Here is a 16,156-nt window from a genome sequence, read left to right on the forward strand (position 1 = left end):
CGGTGGCGTCATCGGTGGCGTCAGGTCACCTCCGGCGTGAAGACGTAGCCGACGTTGCGCACGGTGACGAGCAGGCGCGGCTGGGCGGCGTCCTGCTCCAGCTTCTTGCGCAGGCGGCCGATCAGCACGTCGATGGAGCGGTCGGACGGCGACCACTCGCGGTTGGACACGGCGTCGAGCAGGCGGTCGCGGGTGAACACCCGCTGCGGCTGGGCGGCCAGCGTCGCCAGCAGGTTGAACTCGCCGGTGGTCAGCGGCACGTTCACGCCGCTCGGGTCGGTGAGCAGGCGGCGGCCGGTATCGAGCCGCCAGCCGTCGAAGTGATAGGTGGCGCGCTCGTCGCGGGCGGCATCGGTGCGGACCGCGCGGCGCAGGATGTTCTTCACGCGCGCCAGCAGCTCGCGCTGTTCGTAGGGTTTGACCACGTAGTCGTCGGCGCCGAGTTCCAGCCCCACCACCCGGTCGACGGCGTCGGACTTGGCGGTCACCAGGATGATGCCCATGTCCGACTTCGCCCGCAGCGTGCGCAGCAGCGACAAGCCGTCGCGCCCGGGCAGGTTGATGTCGAGCAGCACGAGGTCGAAGCGACGGCGCGCCAGCTGGCGGTCCATGTCGTCGCCGTTGGCCGCCTCGCTGACCTGATACCCCTCCCGATTCAGGTAGGCCGCCAGCACGGCACGGCTCACCTGCTCGTCCTCGACGATGAGAATGTGATGGCTTTCAGGTCTCATTCGGTCGTGATGCCCCCCTTTCGACCGTTCACCGTTCCATCCTTATTCAACCAACGGGCCGGGCGCAACGCCCCTGACAAATCGGGACATTTACCTGCCGTTTACAAAATCGAACTCGCCGTTTACGGCGGTCGGCTTGGCGGTTCACATGCCTCTGCTATCACCAATCTCGGCTTCGTTGCGGAGCCGCCGAATGGTCCGCTGCTTCGGGGGAAGTGCCGGACCTGGTTCGATCCTCCGGCAGGCTTAGGCCTGCACCTCTTGGGGAAGAGGGAGGGCCGGACCGGCGGCCACCTTAGGGGGGTGCCGCACGGCTGCCGGGTCTTCGGACCCGGCATCGGATGAAGTGCCTGCCGGTGGGGAACCCGATGGGGAACCGGCAGGTCTTCTTCCGCCGAGTTTCGCCGGGTCCGCCCGGCGGTCCTCATCTGCGTCTCGAAAACTGCGCGCCGGCCCTCGGGTCGGCGTTTTTTTTGGCGGGTTTTCGGGTCGGTTCACTAAACCTTAAATTCCAACGAGTTATTCCGATGGTACGGTCGCGCCACGACGGTATCCCGGTGTCCGGGTTCAATTGGACGCCTTGGTCGTGGTACGGTCGCAGCGAGAGCAACCAGGCGGCGAGCCGGGCGCCGGCGGGCGTCGCGGCCGAACGGAGGACGAGGCAGCCGATGGCGATATCCAAGGACCTTCTGGACGACCTTCGCCGCCGCCGCGAGACGGCCATGCTGGGCGGCGGCCGCGACAAGATCGACGACCGCCACGCCCGCGGCCTGCTGTCGGCGCGCGAACGCCTGGAAGCCCTGTTCGCCGCCGACACCTTCCAGGAATTCGGCCTGCACGCCCGTCACCAGACCCGCCACTTCGGCATGGAGGGCAAGGACCTGCCGGGCGACGCCGTGGTCACCGGCATCGGCTTCGTCGACGGCCGCCCCGTGGCCGCCTTCAGCCAGGACTTCACCGTCGCCGGCGGCTCGCTCGGCCGGGTCCACGCCGGCAAGATCTGCGACGTCATGGACTACGCCATGCGCGGCGGCATGCCCATCGTCGGCTTCAACGACTCGGGCGGGGCACGCATCCAGGAAGGCGTCGACAGCCTGTCGGGCTATGGCCAGGTGTTCTATCGCAACGTGCTGGCGTCGGGCGTCGTGCCGCAGGTGGCCGTCATTTCCGGCAGCTGCGCCGGCGGTGCCGCCTATTCGCCGGCACTCATGGACTTCATCATCATGACCCGCGGGTCGGGCAACATGTTCATCTGCGGGCCGGAGGTCATTCGCGCCGCCACCGGGCAGGTGACGACCATGGACGAGATCGGCTCGGCCATGGCGCATGCCAGCGTGTCGGGCAACATCCACTTCGTGGCCGAAGACGACATGCACGCCGGCGCCATCGTGCGCGACCTGCTGTCCTACCTGCCGTCCAACAACATGGCCGACCCGCCGCACGACCTGTCGGCGCACATCACCCTGGCCGACGATCCGGGCCTCGACGCCCTGGTGCCGGAAGATCCGCGCATTCCCGTCGACGTCAAGCGGGTGATCGAGCGCATCGCCGACGGCGGCCGGTACCTGGAAGTGCAGGCCCTGTTCGCGCCCAACATCGTGTGCTGCTTCACCCGCATCGCCGGCATCGTCACCGGCATCGTCGCCAACCAGCCGGCGGTGAAGGCGGGCACGCTCGACATCGACGCCTCCGACAAGGCGGCGCGGTTCATCCGCTTCTGCAACGTCTTCAACATCCCCATCGTGACCCTGGTGGATGTGCCCGGCTTCCTGCCCGGCGTGAACCAGGAGCGCCACGGCATCATCCGCCACGGCGCCAAGATGCTGTTCGCCTACGGCGCGGCGACGGTGCCCAAGATCACCGTCATCCTGCGCAAGGCCTATGGCGGCGCCTACCTCGCCATGTGCTCGCGCGACATGGGGGCGGACCTGGTCTACGCCTGGCCGTCGGCGGAAATCGCCGTCATGGGCGCCGAAGGGGCGGTGAACATCCTCTACCGCCGCGACCTGAAGGACGCCGAAGACCCGGTCGCCAAGCGCCAGGAGCTGGCCGCCGAGTACCGCCGCGAGTTCGCCAACCCCTACGTCTCGGCCGGCAAGCTGTTCGTGCACGACGTCATCGAGCCATCGCGCACCCGGGCCGCCATCGCGCTCGGCCTGCGCAGCCTGCTGTCCAAGCGCGAGACCCGCCCCGCCAAGAAGCACGGGAACATTCCGCTGTGATCGCCGAAGAGCTGGAACTGGTCGGCCTCGGGTTCGCCGTCGTCCTCATCGTGCTGACGGCGCTGTGGGGCATCACCGCCGCCATCGGCCGCATCGTCGTCGGCCGCGAGGAGGCCGCCCGCGCCGCCGCCGCCCGCCGCGCCGAAGCCGCTCGCGCCCAGGCGCCGCAGACCGTCCCCGCCGCCGCCATGGCTGCGGGCAGCGCCGCGCCGGCCGGCGTGCCGCCGCATCACCTGGCCGCCATCGCCGCCGCCGTCGCCGTCCTGGTGCCCGGCCGCCACCGCATCATCGACGTGGTCATGCCGCCGCACACGGCGCCCGCCTGGATCAACGAAGGCCGCTACGAACACATGTCGAGCCACGGCGGCCGCGCGTCCGCCGGCTGGACCATCCCCGGCCCGCCGCACGTCGATCACCCCATCCACCAGGCCAACCCGCTGGCCAACGGCTCCGCCCGGACGCAGAAGAGGACGCCATGAGGAAGTTCAGGATCACCGTCGAAGGCACCGCCTACGAGGTCACGGTCGAGGAACTGGACGCGCCGGCCGGCGCCTCCGCCGTCGCCGCACCGCGCCCGCCGGCCGCCATGCCCGCCGCGCCGACGCCCGCCGCGCCCGCCGCCGTCTCCGCTCCGGCGCCGCAGAACGCCCCGGCCGCGCCGGCCGGCCCCGGCGACGTGGTCAGCCCGCTCGCCGGCACCGTGCAGAAGGTGGAGGTGGCGGTCGGCGCCGCCGTCACCGAGGGGCAGCCACTGGTGACGCTGGAGGCCATGAAGATGCTCACCTCCGTCCCGGCGCCGCGCCCCGGCACCGTCACCGAGATCCGCGTCCAGCCCGGCACCGCCGTGCAGGAAGGCCAGGTGCTGGTGGTGCTGGGCTGACGCCCGGCGCTCCTGCCCGCCGCCTCTCCTACGGCCGCTTCTCCACGTCCCCCGCCGCCGTTCCCCCGCCGACCCAGCCAGCCGAGGCGCCCCGCATGGATACGCTCAATCAGTTGTGGTCGCTGACCGCCTTTCCCCACGTCACGTGGCAGATGGCGGTCATGTGGGCGGTGGTCGCCGGACTGCTCTACCTCGCGGTTTACAAGAACTTCGAGCCGCTGCTTCTGGTGCCCATCGCCTTCGGGGCGCTGCTCGCCAACCTGCCGACGCAGGGGCTGGTGAACCTGCCCGACCCGGTGAGCGAATCGGTGGGCGGGCTGTTCTATTACATCTCGCAGGGCGTCCACCTGGAGATCTTCCCGCCGCTCATCTTCCTCGGCGTCGGAGCGCTGACCGACTTCGGCCCGCTGATCGCCAACCCGCGCACCCTGGTGCTGGGGGCGGCGGCGCAGTTCGGCGTGTTCGCCACCTTCTTCGGCGCCATCCTGCTCGGCTTCACGCCCGAGCAGGCGGCGGCCATCGGCATCATCGGCGGCGCCGACGGCCCGACCTCCATCTTCCTGTCCAACAAGCTGGCGCCCGAGCTGCTGGCCCCCATCGCGGTGGCGGCCTACAGCTACATGGCGCTGGTGCCGCTCATCCAGCCGCCCATCATGCGTGCCCTGACGACGCCCGAGGAGCGCAAGATCCGCATGCGCTCGCTGCGCCCCGTCTCGCGCACCGAGAAACTGATCTTCGCCGTGGTGGTGACCGTGCTGGTGATCCTGCTGGTGCCGGCGGCTTCGGCGCTCATCGGCATGCTCATGCTCGGCAACTTCCTGCGCGAGTGCGGCGTGACGGAGCGCCTGTCCAATGCGGCGCAGAACGAGCTGATCAACGTCACCACCATCTTCCTCGGCGCCTCGGTCGGCATCACCATGACCGGCGAGCGCTTCCTGCAGGTGGAGACGCTCGGCATCCTGGTGCTCGGCATCGCCGCCTTCGGGGTCTCGACCGCCTCGGGCGTGCTCATGGCCAAGGTGATGAACAAGGTGTCGAAGACGCCCATCAACCCGCTCATCGGCTCGGCCGGCGTCTCCGCCGTGCCCATGGCGGCGCGCGTGAGCCAGGTGGAGGGCCAGAAGGCCGACCCGCACAACTTCCTGCTCATGCACGCCATGGGGCCGAACGTCGCCGGCGTCATCGGCACGGCCGTGGTGGCCGGCTACTTCATCGCCCGGCTGGCTGGCTGACGCGGTGGCCGCGCCGCGCGTCTATCTGGCGGGGCCGGAGGTCTTCCTGGCCGACGCCGTCGCCCTGGGCGAGGCCAAGAAGGCGATCTGCGCCCGCCATGGCTTCGAGGGGTGCTTCCCGCTCGACAATGCGTTGGACCTCGCGGGCCTGACGCCGCACGCCGCAGGATGTGCCATCAGTGCCGCCAACGAGGCGCTGATGCGGTCCTGCGATCTGGTGATCGCCAACATCACGCCCTTCCGCGGCCCCGGCATGGACCCGGGCACCGCCTTCGAGGTCGGGTTCATGCGTGCCCTCGGCCGGCCGGTGTTCTGCTACACGGCGAGCCCGCTGCCGCACACCGCCCGTGTCGAGCGCTGGGCCGCCGGCACCCTGCGCCTGCGTCCCGGCGAGGGCATGGAGGACGCCGACGGTCTGCTGGTGGAGAGCTTCGCCATGGTCGAGAACCTGATGATCGACGCCGCCGCCCTGGCGAGCGGCGGCGCCGTCGTCGTCACCTCGGCGACCGAGGCGGCGCCGGACTACCGCGACCTCGCGACCTTCGAGGCCTGCGTCCGGGCCGCGGCCGTTCTGCCGGGCTGAGGGCCGGTCAGGCCTTCAGCGGCAGGTGGATTTCCGTCACCAGCTCGGCCGGTGCCGTGGTGCGCGGGTCGTTGAGGTAGACCTCGCGGCACGGCTGGTCGGCCGGCTCACGCCCGCTCTGCGGCAGCCACTCGCGGTAGAGCCAAAGGTAGGACCGTTCCAGCTCCGCATAGGGGCCGACGTGGCGGATCACCGCGCAGGGGCCGGCGGGCAGGGTGAGGGTCTCGACCGCCGGGTCGTCCACCGGCGTCGTCACCGGAATGGCGGCGGCGGAGCGCAGGCGCGCTTCCGGCACGCTGCCCGGGTCGTCCCAGTAGAGCCCGATGCCCGGCGCCTCCCGTCCGGCCAGGCCGCGCGGCGCGGCCCAGGCGTAGAGGCGGTCGAACACCGCGCCGATGCCCATGTACGGCCCGGTGTGGCGCATGGCGGCGAGGGTGAGCGGGGCGCTGTCGCGAATTTCGACGTCGTAGGTCATGGATGTGTCCTCGTCTGCGATGGGGGATACGTGCATCGCAGGCGACACCAGCCGTCCCGCCGCCCGGTAGGCCGCGGGCGTCGTGCCGTAGGTCCCGCCGAAGGCGCGGGTGAAGGCCGCCACGCTGCCGTAGCCGGCCCGCCGCGCCACCCGCTCCAGCGTTCCCCGCCCGCGCACCAGATCGGCGGTGGCACGGGCGAGGCGCAGGCGGCGGATGGTCTCCGCCACCGTTTCGCCCGTCAGGTGACGGTAGACGCGGTGGAAGTGGAAGGGCGACAGGCAGGCCACGTCCGCCAGCCGCTCCAGCGACAGGTCGCCGTCCAGATGCTCGCCGATGTGGGCGATGACGGCCTGGATGCGGCGGCTGTAGTCGAGGGTGGTGGCGGTGCGGGGCATGGCCGGTGTCTCCTGTGATGCCCCGTCACCCTACCGACGGCCGTTTGATCCGGGTTGCTGACTTGGCGCTGCGCGCCCCGAACCGGAGGCGCGCAGCGCAAGCGAGCATTGAGCGAGCGGCCAAGGGCGCGCCAGCGCCCGCCCGGCGAGGGCTAAAAAACCACTCAATATCCCGCTACACATCCGTCGCTGCGGGGGTCGGCTGCGCCTTCCATCACGCCGTCGGGGCGCAGCACGATGGCGCCGGCGTGGCCCATGAGGTCGTCGAAGGGCTCCACCAGGCCGATGGTGTGGCCGGCATGTTCCAGGGCGGCGATGACGCCCGGGTCCATGCGGCGTTCCACCTTCACGTCGCGGCTCTCGCCCTCGTAGGAGCGGCCGAGCGCCCAGCGCGGGGCGGTCACCGCCGCCTGCAGGCCCTGGCCGTAGAGGGCGTAGCGGGTGAACAGGGCGGCCTGGGTCTGCGGCTGGCCGTCGCCGCCCATGGTGCCGTAGACCATCACCCGCCCGTCGCGGAAGCGCGCCAGCGCCGGCGACAGGGTGTGGAAGGGCTTGCGGCCGGGCGACAGGAAGCGCGGGCTCTCGGCGTCGAAGTCGAAGGCGATGCCGCGGTTGTGCCACACGAGGCCCGTCTCGGGCAGCACGACGCCCGAGCCGTAGGCGTGGTAGAGGCTCTGGATGAAGCTGACGGCGCGGCCCTGGCCGTCGACGCAGCCCATCCACACGGTGTCGCCCGACAGCGCCGGCAGCGGCCACGGCATGGCCCGCTTGGGCGCCACTTCCGCCGCCAGCCGGTCCAGCAGGTGGTCGGACAGGAAGGTGGTGGCGTGCACCTGCATGGCGCCGGGGTCGGCGATGTGGGTGTTGCGCACCCGGAAGGCGAGCTTGGTCGCCTCGATGAGGCCGTGGATGTGGGCGAAGCGCTCCGCCTGCTCGGCCGGCACCCGCAGCCGCTCGTAGAGGCCGAGGATCATGAGCGAGGCGAGGCCCTGGGTCGGCGGCGGCGTGTTGTAGACCGTGCAGCCGTCGAGCCCGAGCGACAGCGGCCGGCGGCGGATGCTGCGGTGGCGGGCGAGGTCGTCGGCGGTGACGGGGGCGCCGGCCGCCGCCAGATCGGCGGCAACGGCTCGGCCGATGCCGCCGCGGTAGAAGTCGTCGAGCCCGTCGCGCGCCAGCGACTCCAGCGTCTGCGCCAGGGCCGGGTTCTTGCGCAGGGTGCCTTCCGCCGGGGCGCTGCCGTCGGCGTTGAGGAACAGGGCGGCGAAACCCGGCTGGCGGGCCAGCACCTCGCGCCGGCGGGCCAGCGACCGGGCCTCGGCGGCGCTGACGGCGGCGCCCTCGCGGGCGTGCCACACGGCGTCTTCCAGCAGGCGGGCGAGGCCGAGGCGGCCCTCCCACCGCGCCGACAGCTCCAGCGCCGACTGCCAGCCGGAAAGGGTGCCGGCGACGGTGGCGCAGGACAGCGGCCCGACGCTCGGGACGGCGTTCAGACCTTCGGCGCGGTAGGTCTCCGGCGCCGCGCGGCGGCCGGCGGCGCCGCTGCCGTCGATGGAGACGACGGGGCGGCCGGGCTCCGAAATCAGCCAGAAGCCGTCACCGCCGAGGCCGTTCATGTGCGGATAGACGACGGCGCAGGTGGCGGCCGCGGCGATCATCGCCTCGACCGCGTTGCCGCCCTCGCGCAGCACCGCCGCCCCCGCCTGCGCCGCCAGCGCGTGGGGGGCCGTGACCATGCCGCGTCGTGCATAAGAGGTGTGGAGCATGCCGCCTCATCCTGATCGATCGGCCACATTGTTGAAAAAGAAGACGAATGGGTAAAGCATTTATCCGCGCAGGGCCGCCGATGGCGCGGACGGGCGGTTGCCGCCTTGCCCAGCGGGGCGCGTTCGGTATAAACCAGCGCCTTCCTTTCGCCCCCGCCGATTCCCGATTGTTCAGTGCAGGACCGCCGAGCATGGCCCAGGACTACAGCACCGCCGTCTACATTCCCATCGCCTGGGAACTGTTCCACCGTGATACCCGCGCGCTGGCGCACCGGCTCATGGAGTCGGGGGCCGGTCCGTTCAAGGGCATCTGCGCCATCACCCGCGGCGGCCTGATCCCGGCCTCGATCCTGGCGCGCGAGTTGGACATCCGCCTCATCGAGTGCGTCGGCGTCGTCACCTACGACGACCGCGTCGCCGGCGAGCCGCAGGTCATCAAGGCGCCGGCGGCGGTGGAGAACGACGGCGAGGGCTGGCTCATCGTCGACGACCTGGTCGACAGCGGCGTCACGGCGCGGGAAGTGAAGCGCCTGCTGCCCAAGGCCCACCTCGCCACCGTCTACGCCAAGCCGGCCGGCCAGAACGAGGCGCATACCTTCGCCGTGCCCATCAAGGAAGGCGTGTGGCTGCTGTTCCCCTGGGACGCCGAACTCATGCCCAACGAGCCGCTGGCCCGCCAGGGCCGCAACCCGAAGTGACGAAGCAGGGCGGCGCCGCGAGGGGCCGCCCGCTTTCTTTCGGCCGCAGCGGTGGCGTGCCTCAATCGGCGTCCTCGGCCATGAGGCCACTCACATGCAGGCCCGGCTCCATGTGCTCGTGCAGGACGCGCACGATGAGTACTGTGGCCTCATCGGTTTTCAGGACGCGGTAGTAGAGGACGTGCGCGGCGGCGCCACGGCGCCCGGCGACGCGGTCCAGCCGGAAGCTGAACAGCCCGCCGGGCAGGTCGGGGCGGGCGAGGGCGCCTGGGCGGCGCGGGTTGTCGGCCAAGGCTTCGGCGGCGCGTTCCAACAGCGCCGCATAGCGGTCGCGCTGCGCTGGGCCGAAGGTCGCGGCGGTGTGCCGCAGAACACGCTCGACGTCCGCGGCGGCGGCATCGGTCAGGCGATACCGGGGCGGCACGGAGGGATCAACCCTCGCGCTTCAGCTTGGCGTTGATGTCGGAAATGCTCAGCGGCGAGAGGCGCCCCGCGTCGGCGTCCATCAGGCCGAGGGCGATTTCGCGGCGAAGGCGGGCGAGCTTCTCCTCGTCCGATGTGGACAGTTCAGCCTCGTCGGCTTGCGGGCGCGGAAGTGGGTGGGCCATGGACGCCTCCAGGAATTACTGAATATCATATGGCCCGGCGATGCGGTCGGTCAAGACCGCCGCGTCTCCCCTTACTCCCCGCCCTTTACGCCCGCCGCCACGTTGTCGATGAGGCGGGTCTTGCCGAGGAACACGGCGCACAGCACGCGGGCCGGGCGGGTCACCGCGTCGACCGGCTCCAGTGTCTCGGCGTCGCGGACTTCCAGGTAGTCGACCGGCCCGAAGCCCAGGCGGCCGAGTTCGGAGATGCCCCAGGCGCAGGCGTGGCCGACGTCCTTGCCGGCGTCGATGTCGTCGGCGATGCGCTTCAGGGTCTTGTAGAGGTAGTTGGCGATGGCGCGTTCGGCGTCGGACAGGTAGGCGTTGCGCGACGACATGGCGAGGCCGTCCATCTCGCGCACCACCGCCGCCCCCTCGATGCGCACCGGCAGGTCGAGGTCGCGGGCGAGGCGGCGGATCACCTGCAGCTGCTGCCAGTCCTTTTCGCCGAACACGGCGACGTCGGGCCGGCCCTGGTTGAGCAGCTTGGTCACCACCGTCGCCACGCCCTCGAAGTGGCCCGGCCGGGCGTCGCCGCACAGGCCCGACGACACGCCCGACACCACGACCTTGGTGGCGAAGCCCTGCGGGTACATCTCGTCGACCGTCGGCGCGTAGACCAGGTGGGTGCCGGCCATGCCGAGCTTGAAGCGGTCCTGCTCCAGCTGGCGCGGATAGCGGGAAAAATCCTCGTTGGGCCCGAACTGGGTCGGATTGACGAAGATGGAGACGACGACGCGGTCGGCCAGCATCTTGGCGCGCCGCACCAGCGACAGGTGGCCTTCGTGCAGGGCGCCCATGGTGGGCACCAGGGCGACCTTCAGCCCTTCGGCCCGCCAGGCATCGACCCGCGCCCGCAGGTCGGCGACGGTGGAAACGGTGTCCAGCACGCGGTGCGCGGAAGCGGGCGCGGCCATGGCGGTCATCCTTTCTGGGGTTCGGCCTTCTTGACGCCGAAGCAGTGCTCCGGCCCGGGGAAGCGGCGCGCCTTGACCTCGGCGGCATAGGCGGCGGCGGCCTCGGACACCTGGGCGCCCAGCTCGGCGTAGCGCTTGACGAACTTGGGCTGGAAGTCGTTGAACAGGCCGAGGATGTCCTCGGTCACCAGCACCTGACCGTCGCACAGGGGCGAGCCGCCGATGCCGATGGTGACGCAGCCGACCTCTTCGGTGATCTGGCGGGCGACCGGCTCCCACGTGCCTTCGACGACGAGGGAGAAGGCGCCGGCCTCGGCGATGGCGCGGGCGTCGGCACGCACATGCTCGGCCTCGGCTTCGGTGCGGCCCTGGGCGCGGAAGCCGCCGGTGGCGTGCACCATCTGCGGCTTGAGGCCGACGTGGCCCATGACGGGCACGCCGCGGTCGACCAGGAAGCGGACCGTCTCGGCCATCTCGACGCCGCCTTCCAGCTTCACCGCCGTGCAACCGGTTTCGGCCAGGATGCGGGCGGCGTTGCGGTAGGCCTGCGCCGGGCTCTCGCCGTAGGAGCCGAACGGCATGTCGACCACCACCATGGCCTTGCGCGAGCCGCGCATGGCGGCCTGGCCGTGGGCGATCATCATGTCGACGGTCACGGCGAGCGTGGTGTCCATGCCGTAGACCACCATGCCGAGGCTGTCGCCCACCAGCAGGATGTCGACGTGGGGGTCGAGGAACTGCGCCATGGGGGCGGTGTAGCAGGTGAGGACGACCACGGGATCGCCGCCCTTGCGGGCCGCGATGTCGCGCACGGTGACGCGCCTCGTCTGGGTCTGTGCGCTCAAACCATCCTCCTGTGAGAGGCTTGTCGTTTCTTGGACTCGGCCGTCCTTTTACCCGGTTCGGCGGCGCAACAAAAGAATCATGAGCGCTTTTCAGGCTTGCCGTTTTCGCCGGCCGGGGGCGGCGCCGCCGGCGGGGGCATGTCGTCTTCCTCGAACAGGATGCGGTTGGCGGCGCCGTCGAGGTCCTCGAACTGGCCGGACCGCAGCGCCCACAGGAACCCGCCCAGGCCCAGCAGCCCGAGGAACAGGGCGACGGGAATGAGCATCAACAGACTGTCCATCACGGTCCTCGCATACCAGGCCGCGCGCCGCGCCGCGCGCCGCCCGAACATAGGGCAGCTCGCGCGGCGAGGCCAGATGATGCGGCGGGGCGGGGCCTAAGAGCAGACGCCTGCCTGGTATGCGCCCGGCGTGATGCCGTAGAGCTGCTTGAAGCGGCGGGTGAAATGCGCCTGGTCGTAGAGGCCGACGGCGGCCGCCACCTGGGCCGGCGGCTGGCCGGCCCGCAGCAGGTCCTTGGCCGCCGCCAGCCGGCGCTGCATCAGGTAGGCGTGCGGCGGGAAGCCGGTGGCGCGGCGGAAGGCGCGCACCAGCTGGAAGCGCGACAGGCCCGACACCGCCGCCAGGTCGTCGAGGGCGATGTCGTCGTCCAGGTGGGCCGCCATGTAATCCATGGCCCGCCGCGGCGCATCGGGGGCGGCGGCGGTGGCCGTCAGGCCGGCGTGGCGGCCGAAGACGGCGGCGACGAGGCCGTAGAGGGCGGTCTGGCGGTGCAGCGTCTCGCCGGTCGCGGCGCCCGCCGGCGCGGTCGGATCGAAGGCCGGCAGCACCCGCCGCAGGGCCGCCGCCAGTTCGGGGTCGTGGGTGACGGAACTGCGGTAGAACGGCAGCATGCCGCGGTCGGAGCCGTCGACTCCGGCCGCCTCCCGAAGAATGTCCTCCAGCACTGGCGGATCCATGTAGAGGACGCGGTAGCGGAAGCCGTCGGCGGTCGCGGCGGTGCCGTCGTGGACGTCGCCGGCGTTGACGGTGATGAGGTGGTCGGGCGTCGCCAGCCAGCGGCTGCCGCGGCAGGTGAAGGTCTCCACACCCTCCTCCACCACGCCGACCAGGCATTCGTCGTGCGCATGGCGCGCGAAAGCGTACCGCGTGAAGGTGGCGGCGAAGAACTCGAACCCCGGCACCGCGGCATGGCGCCAGAACCGGCTGTGATCGGCGGCTGTCATGGCATCAGGATAGCGCGACCACGGCCTGCGGGTCTTGTACGTCGTTGCGGCGACGGCAAACGCCCGCGTTGAAGAAGGTCCGTCGGATGCATCTCCGCGTATACAGAATGGCTCTTCCACTTATCCGCGAGACGCCTTAGGCTCCGCCTCCATGACTGCCGACCCCATCGCCATCGGGCCATTGCCGGACATGGATCCGGCGGTCCCTGCTCCGCTTCCTCCGCAACCGGCCTGCGTGCAGACCCGCGCGGAAGCCTTGCTTCGCGCCGGTTGGAGCCCCGTCGCCGGCGGACCGGGCGGTGGCGAGGCGGTGCTCGCGGTCAGCGGCTCCGCGCTGGTGCTGACCGAGGTGGCGACGCTGGTGGTTCCCGCCGGCTGTGGTGCCATTCTGCCCGCCGACAGCGGATCGGGCGTGATGACGGCGGCCGACCCGCTGTCGGCGGTGGTTCGCGTTCCCCTCGACGAAGCGCCCGTCCCGCCCGTGCCCGCCGTCACCGTGGCGAGCGACTTCGCCCGCATGCTGGCGGCGGAGACGACGGCGGCTCCGGCCGGCGACAGCCCCCGCCGCAGCGCGGCCGCCGGCCTGTTGCGCGAGGAACTGGCGCGCGGCCGCCCCGGCGGCTTCACCCTGGCGGAACCCGCCGATCTGCGGCTCGGCCGCGTCACCCGGCAGATCTGGGTCACCCCCGCGGCGCCCCTGACGGTGAACGAGGCGGCGGCGCTCGCCATCATGAGCCGGCGCACCTTCACCCGCCATTTCGGCCTGCAGACCGGCTTCGGCTTCGACGCCTGGCAGCGCCGCCTGCGGCTGCTGACGGTGGTGCCGCGGCTGGAGCAGGGCGTGCAGGTGACGCAGGTGGCGGGCGAACTGGGTTACGACAGCGTCTCGGCCTTCATCGCCGCCTTCCGCCGCGCCTTCGGCACCACGCCGCGCCGCTTCGGCCGTAGCGCCGTGCGGGCCTCTGCGCTCGCCGGCTGACGGCTCAGCCGTTCCACCGCTCCGCCGCCGCGTCGTCGCTCGCCTTGGCGTCCACCCAGCGGGCGCCGGCGGCGGTTTCCTCGCGCTTCCAGAACGGCGCCTTGGTCTTCAGCCAGTCCATGAGGAAGGCGCAGGCGTCGAAGGCCGCCTGGCGGTGGGCGCTGGCCGTCAGCACCAGCACGATGCGGTCGCCGGGCTCCAGGCGGCCGTGGCGGTGGATCACCAGCACGTCGGTCAGCGGCCAGCGTCGCCGCGCCTCCTGCTCGATGGCCTCGAGCTGGCGTTCGGTCATGCCAGGGTAGTGCTCCAGGGTCATGGCCGCCACCGCGGCGCCCTCCGCCCCCTCGCTGGTCTTGTCGGCGCGCACCAGGCCGAGGAAGCTCGCCACCGCCCCGACGGAGGTGTCGCCGGCGCAGAAGGCGGCCATTTCCGCCCCCGGGTCGAAGTCCTCGCGCTGCACGCGGATCATGGCCGCCTCCCTGTGTCGTGTCGTCCGGCAGAGTAACGCCGGGCGGGCGCGCGATGCCAGAGCCGTGGATTCCTCCAGAAATTATGCGGTCTTGTTGTTCTTGAAACTCATTCCAATCGGGGTTACCTGGAATTTCAGAAATTCCTGAAATCGCAGGACGTGCCGATGAACCTTCCCCCCATCGTCCAGGACTTCGTGCTGCACTTCGGCGAGATGGGCAGCCGCTGGGGCATCAACCGCACGGTGGGGCAGATCTACGCCCTGCTGTTCGTCGCCGACCGCCCCCTCAACGCCGAGGAGATCACCGAGCGTCTCGGCTTCTCGCGGTCCAACGTCAGCATGGGGCTGAAGGAGTTGCAGGGCTGGAACCTGGTGCGCCTGCAGCACCTGCCGGGTGACCGCCGCGACTACTTCACCACGCCCGAGGACATCTGGACCATCGTCCGCACCCTGGTGGAAGAGCGCAAGAAGCGCGAGATCGACCCGACCCTCTCGGTCCTGCGCGACATCCTCATGCAGCAGCCGGGCAGCGCCGAGGAGCGCCACGCCCAGGACCGCATGTCGGAAATGCTGGAACTGATCGAGCTGCTCGACGGCTGGTACGCCGACATGCGGCGGCTCGATACCGTGCGCCTCGTGCAGCTCATGAAGCTCGGCACCAAGGTGCAGCGCGTGCTCGATTTCGGCGACCGCCTGGGGTTCGGCGGCCGCGCCAAGCCGTCCAAGGAGGACCCCGAGTAATGGACCCGCTCATCCTCTCGCGCATCCAGTTCGGCGCGAACATCTCGTTCCACATCCTGTTTCCCACAATCACCATCGCGCTCGGGTGGGTGCTGCTGTTCTTCAAGCTGCGCTTCAACCGCACCGGCGATGAAAGCTGGATGGACGCCTACCGCCTGTGGGTGAAGGTCTTCGCGCTGACCTTCGCCCTCGGGGTGGTGTCGGGTGTCACCATGTCGTTCCAGTTCGGCACCAACTGGCCGGGCTTCATGAATACCGTCGGCAATATCGCAGGCCCCCTGCTCGCCTACGAGATCCTGACCGCCTTCTTCATCGAGGCGGTGTTCCTCGGCGTCATGCTGTTCGGCTGGCGGCGCGTGTCAAACCGCGTCCACACGGCGGCGACGGTCATGGTGGCGGCCAGCACCACGCTGTCGGCCTTCTGGATCCTGACGCTGAACAGCTGGATGCAGACGCCGGCCGGCTTCGAGATGCGCGACGGCGTCGCCCATGCCGTCGACTGGTGGGCCATCGTGTTCAACCCGTCCATGCCCTACCGCGTCGTCCACATGCTGCTGGCGAGCGGCCTGACGGCGGCCTTCCTGGTGGCCGGCGTGTCGGCGTGGCGGTGGCTGCGCGGCGACCGCGGTCCGGCGGTGCTGAAGGCCCTGCGTACCGGCGCGACGCTGGGCGCCATCCTCATCCCGCTGCAGATCGCCGCCGGCGACCTGCACGGCCTCAACACCCTGGAGCACCAGCCGCAGAAGATCGCCGCCATGGAAGGCGTCTGGCAGACCGAGCGCGGCGCCCCGCTGCTGCTGTTCGCCCTGCCCGACGCGGAGGCGCGCGCCAACCGGCTGGAGATCGGCATCCCGCACGGCGCCAGCCTGATCCTCACCCACGACTGGAACGGCGAGATCCGCGGCCTGAACGAGTTCGAGTACCACCCGCCGGTGGCGCCGGTGTTCTTCGGCTTCCGCGTCATGGTGGGCGTCGGCCTGCTCATGCTGGCGGTGTCGTGGGTCGCCGTGTGGCAGATGCGCAAGGGCCGGTCGCCGTCGCCCTGGCTCGCCCGCGGCCTCGTCGCCATGACCTTCTCGGGCTGGGTGGCGACGCTCGCCGGCTGGTACGTCACCGAGATCGGCCGCCAGCCGTGGCTCGTTTCCGGCGTGCTGAAGACGGCCGACGCGGTGGCGCCGCTCGGCGCCGGCATGGTGGGCTCGACGCTGGCGATGTATCTCGCGCTCTATGGCGTGCTGCTGGCGGCCTACATCGGCGCCCTGTTCCACCTGGCCGCCAAGGCCGGCAAGGGCACGCCGATGCCGACCGGCGCGCCCGCGGGCCGCGCCGCCACCCTCGGCCAGGAGGGCTGA

19 protein-coding genes are annotated in these 16,156 nt (G+C 71.0%); 9 read left to right on the plus strand and 10 right to left on the minus strand.

From position 1 onward, the window contains the following. Positions 1 to 20: 20 nt before the first annotated feature. Complete coding sequence (locus CRP50_RS05895) at positions 21 to 731, minus strand: response regulator (protein WP_097278059.1); 711 nt, start codon at positions 729 to 731, stop codon at positions 21 to 23. Between the two features lie 668 nt (positions 732 to 1,399). On the opposite strand from CRP50_RS05895, the gene CRP50_RS05900 reads away from it, so the two are divergent. The 5 genes from CRP50_RS05900 to CRP50_RS05920 all read left to right on the plus strand — a co-directional run bounded on the left by CRP50_RS05900 (position 1,400) and on the right by CRP50_RS05920 (position 5,648). Further along, positions 1,400 to 2,953: an acyl-CoA carboxylase subunit beta gene (locus tag CRP50_RS05900; protein ID WP_097278060.1), complete on the plus strand. Its 1,554-nt coding sequence runs from the start codon at positions 1,400 to 1,402 to the stop codon at positions 2,951 to 2,953. Continuing rightward, the gene (locus tag CRP50_RS25475; RefSeq protein WP_176525053.1) at positions 2,950 to 3,432 is read left to right on the plus strand and encodes an OadG family transporter subunit; all 483 of its coding nucleotides are present in this window, start codon (positions 2,950 to 2,952) and stop codon (positions 3,430 to 3,432) included. The genes CRP50_RS05900 and CRP50_RS25475 overlap by 4 nt, the downstream gene beginning before the upstream one ends. After that, the gene (locus tag CRP50_RS05910) at positions 3,429 to 3,833 is read left to right on the plus strand and encodes a biotin/lipoyl-containing protein (RefSeq protein ID WP_097278061.1); all 405 of its coding nucleotides are present in this window, start codon (positions 3,429 to 3,431) and stop codon (positions 3,831 to 3,833) included. Before CRP50_RS25475 ends, CRP50_RS05910 begins: the two co-directional genes overlap by 4 nt. Before the next feature lie 95 nt (positions 3,834 to 3,928). Then, positions 3,929 to 5,065, plus strand: coding sequence for a sodium ion-translocating decarboxylase subunit beta (locus CRP50_RS05915; RefSeq protein ID WP_097278062.1), 1,137 nt, complete (start codon positions 3,929 to 3,931; stop codon positions 5,063 to 5,065). Between the two features lie 4 nt (positions 5,066 to 5,069). Next, positions 5,070 to 5,648 carry a nucleoside 2-deoxyribosyltransferase gene (locus CRP50_RS05920; protein WP_097278063.1) on the plus strand — a complete coding sequence of 193 codons (579 nt, stop codon included), beginning with the start codon at positions 5,070 to 5,072 and terminating at the stop codon, positions 5,646 to 5,648. Between the two features lie 7 nt (positions 5,649 to 5,655). Here CRP50_RS05920 and CRP50_RS05925 read toward each other — a convergent pair whose 3' ends face one another. After that, positions 5,656 to 6,519 (minus strand): AraC family transcriptional regulator, encoded by an 864-nt coding sequence (locus CRP50_RS05925; protein ID WP_097278064.1) that lies wholly within the window; start codon positions 6,517 to 6,519, stop codon positions 5,656 to 5,658. Positions 6,520 to 6,683: 164 nt separating this feature from the next. Further along, positions 6,684 to 8,282, minus strand: a complete 1,599-nt coding sequence (locus CRP50_RS05930) for a gamma-glutamyltransferase family protein (protein ID WP_097278065.1) — start codon at positions 8,280 to 8,282, stop codon at positions 6,684 to 6,686. Positions 8,283 to 8,473: 191 nt separating this feature from the next. Here CRP50_RS05930 and gpt point away from each other — a divergent pair, with 191 nt between their 5' ends. Further along, positions 8,474 to 8,980, plus strand: coding sequence for a xanthine phosphoribosyltransferase (gene gpt / locus CRP50_RS05935; protein ID WP_097278066.1), 507 nt, complete (start codon positions 8,474 to 8,476; stop codon positions 8,978 to 8,980). A gap of 61 nt (positions 8,981 to 9,041) precedes the next feature. On the opposite strand, the gene CRP50_RS05940 is transcribed toward gpt, so the two are convergent. The 6 genes from CRP50_RS05940 to CRP50_RS05960 all read right to left on the minus strand — a co-directional run bounded on the left by CRP50_RS05940 (position 9,042) and on the right by CRP50_RS05960 (position 12,615). Beyond that, positions 9,042 to 9,404, minus strand: a complete 363-nt coding sequence (locus tag CRP50_RS05940; RefSeq protein WP_097278067.1) for a type II toxin-antitoxin system RelE/ParE family toxin — start codon at positions 9,402 to 9,404, stop codon at positions 9,042 to 9,044. A gap of 7 nt (positions 9,405 to 9,411) precedes the next feature. Then, positions 9,412 to 9,588: a hypothetical protein gene (locus CRP50_RS25480; RefSeq protein WP_176525054.1), complete on the minus strand. Its 177-nt coding sequence runs from the start codon at positions 9,586 to 9,588 to the stop codon at positions 9,412 to 9,414. Between the two features lie 71 nt (positions 9,589 to 9,659). Further along, positions 9,660 to 10,553 (minus strand): pantoate--beta-alanine ligase, encoded by an 894-nt coding sequence (gene panC, locus CRP50_RS05945; RefSeq protein ID WP_097278068.1) that lies wholly within the window; start codon positions 10,551 to 10,553, stop codon positions 9,660 to 9,662. Next, positions 10,550 to 11,389 carry a 3-methyl-2-oxobutanoate hydroxymethyltransferase gene (panB, locus tag CRP50_RS05950; protein ID WP_097278069.1) on the minus strand — a complete coding sequence of 280 codons (840 nt, stop codon included), beginning with the start codon at positions 11,387 to 11,389 and terminating at the stop codon, positions 10,550 to 10,552. Before panB ends, panC begins: the two co-directional genes overlap by 4 nt. A 77-nt stretch (positions 11,390 to 11,466) precedes the next feature. Beyond that, complete coding sequence (gene ccoS, locus CRP50_RS05955; RefSeq protein ID WP_097278070.1) at positions 11,467 to 11,670, minus strand: cbb3-type cytochrome oxidase assembly protein CcoS; 204 nt, start codon at positions 11,668 to 11,670, stop codon at positions 11,467 to 11,469. Between the two features lie 96 nt (positions 11,671 to 11,766). Next, positions 11,767 to 12,615, minus strand: a complete 849-nt coding sequence (locus CRP50_RS05960) for an AraC family transcriptional regulator (protein ID WP_097278071.1) — start codon at positions 12,613 to 12,615, stop codon at positions 11,767 to 11,769. Positions 12,616 to 12,871: 256 nt separating this feature from the next. On the opposite strand from CRP50_RS05960, the gene CRP50_RS05965 reads away from it, so the two are divergent. Beyond that, positions 12,872 to 13,594 carry a helix-turn-helix domain-containing protein gene (locus tag CRP50_RS05965; RefSeq protein WP_176525055.1) on the plus strand — a complete coding sequence of 241 codons (723 nt, stop codon included), beginning with the start codon at positions 12,872 to 12,874 and terminating at the stop codon, positions 13,592 to 13,594. Between the two features lie 4 nt (positions 13,595 to 13,598). On the opposite strand, the gene CRP50_RS05970 is transcribed toward CRP50_RS05965, so the two are convergent. Next, a complete protein-coding gene (locus CRP50_RS05970) occupies positions 13,599 to 14,063 on the minus strand; it encodes a molybdenum cofactor biosynthesis protein MoaE (RefSeq protein WP_097278073.1) in 465 nt (154 codons plus the stop codon). A 165-nt stretch (positions 14,064 to 14,228) separates the two neighbouring features. Here CRP50_RS05970 and CRP50_RS05975 point away from each other — a divergent pair, with 165 nt between their 5' ends. Further along, positions 14,229 to 14,804: a GbsR/MarR family transcriptional regulator gene (locus CRP50_RS05975; RefSeq protein ID WP_097278074.1), complete on the plus strand. Its 576-nt coding sequence runs from the start codon at positions 14,229 to 14,231 to the stop codon at positions 14,802 to 14,804. Further along, positions 14,804 to 16,156: a cytochrome ubiquinol oxidase subunit I gene (locus CRP50_RS05980; RefSeq protein WP_097278075.1), complete on the plus strand. Its 1,353-nt coding sequence runs from the start codon at positions 14,804 to 14,806 to the stop codon at positions 16,154 to 16,156. Before CRP50_RS05975 ends, CRP50_RS05980 begins: the two co-directional genes overlap by 1 nt.

The organism is Caenispirillum bisanense, assembly GCF_900230255.1.
GTDB classification, from domain to species: domain Bacteria; phylum Pseudomonadota; class Alphaproteobacteria; order Rhodospirillales; family Rhodospirillaceae; genus Caenispirillum; species Caenispirillum bisanense_A.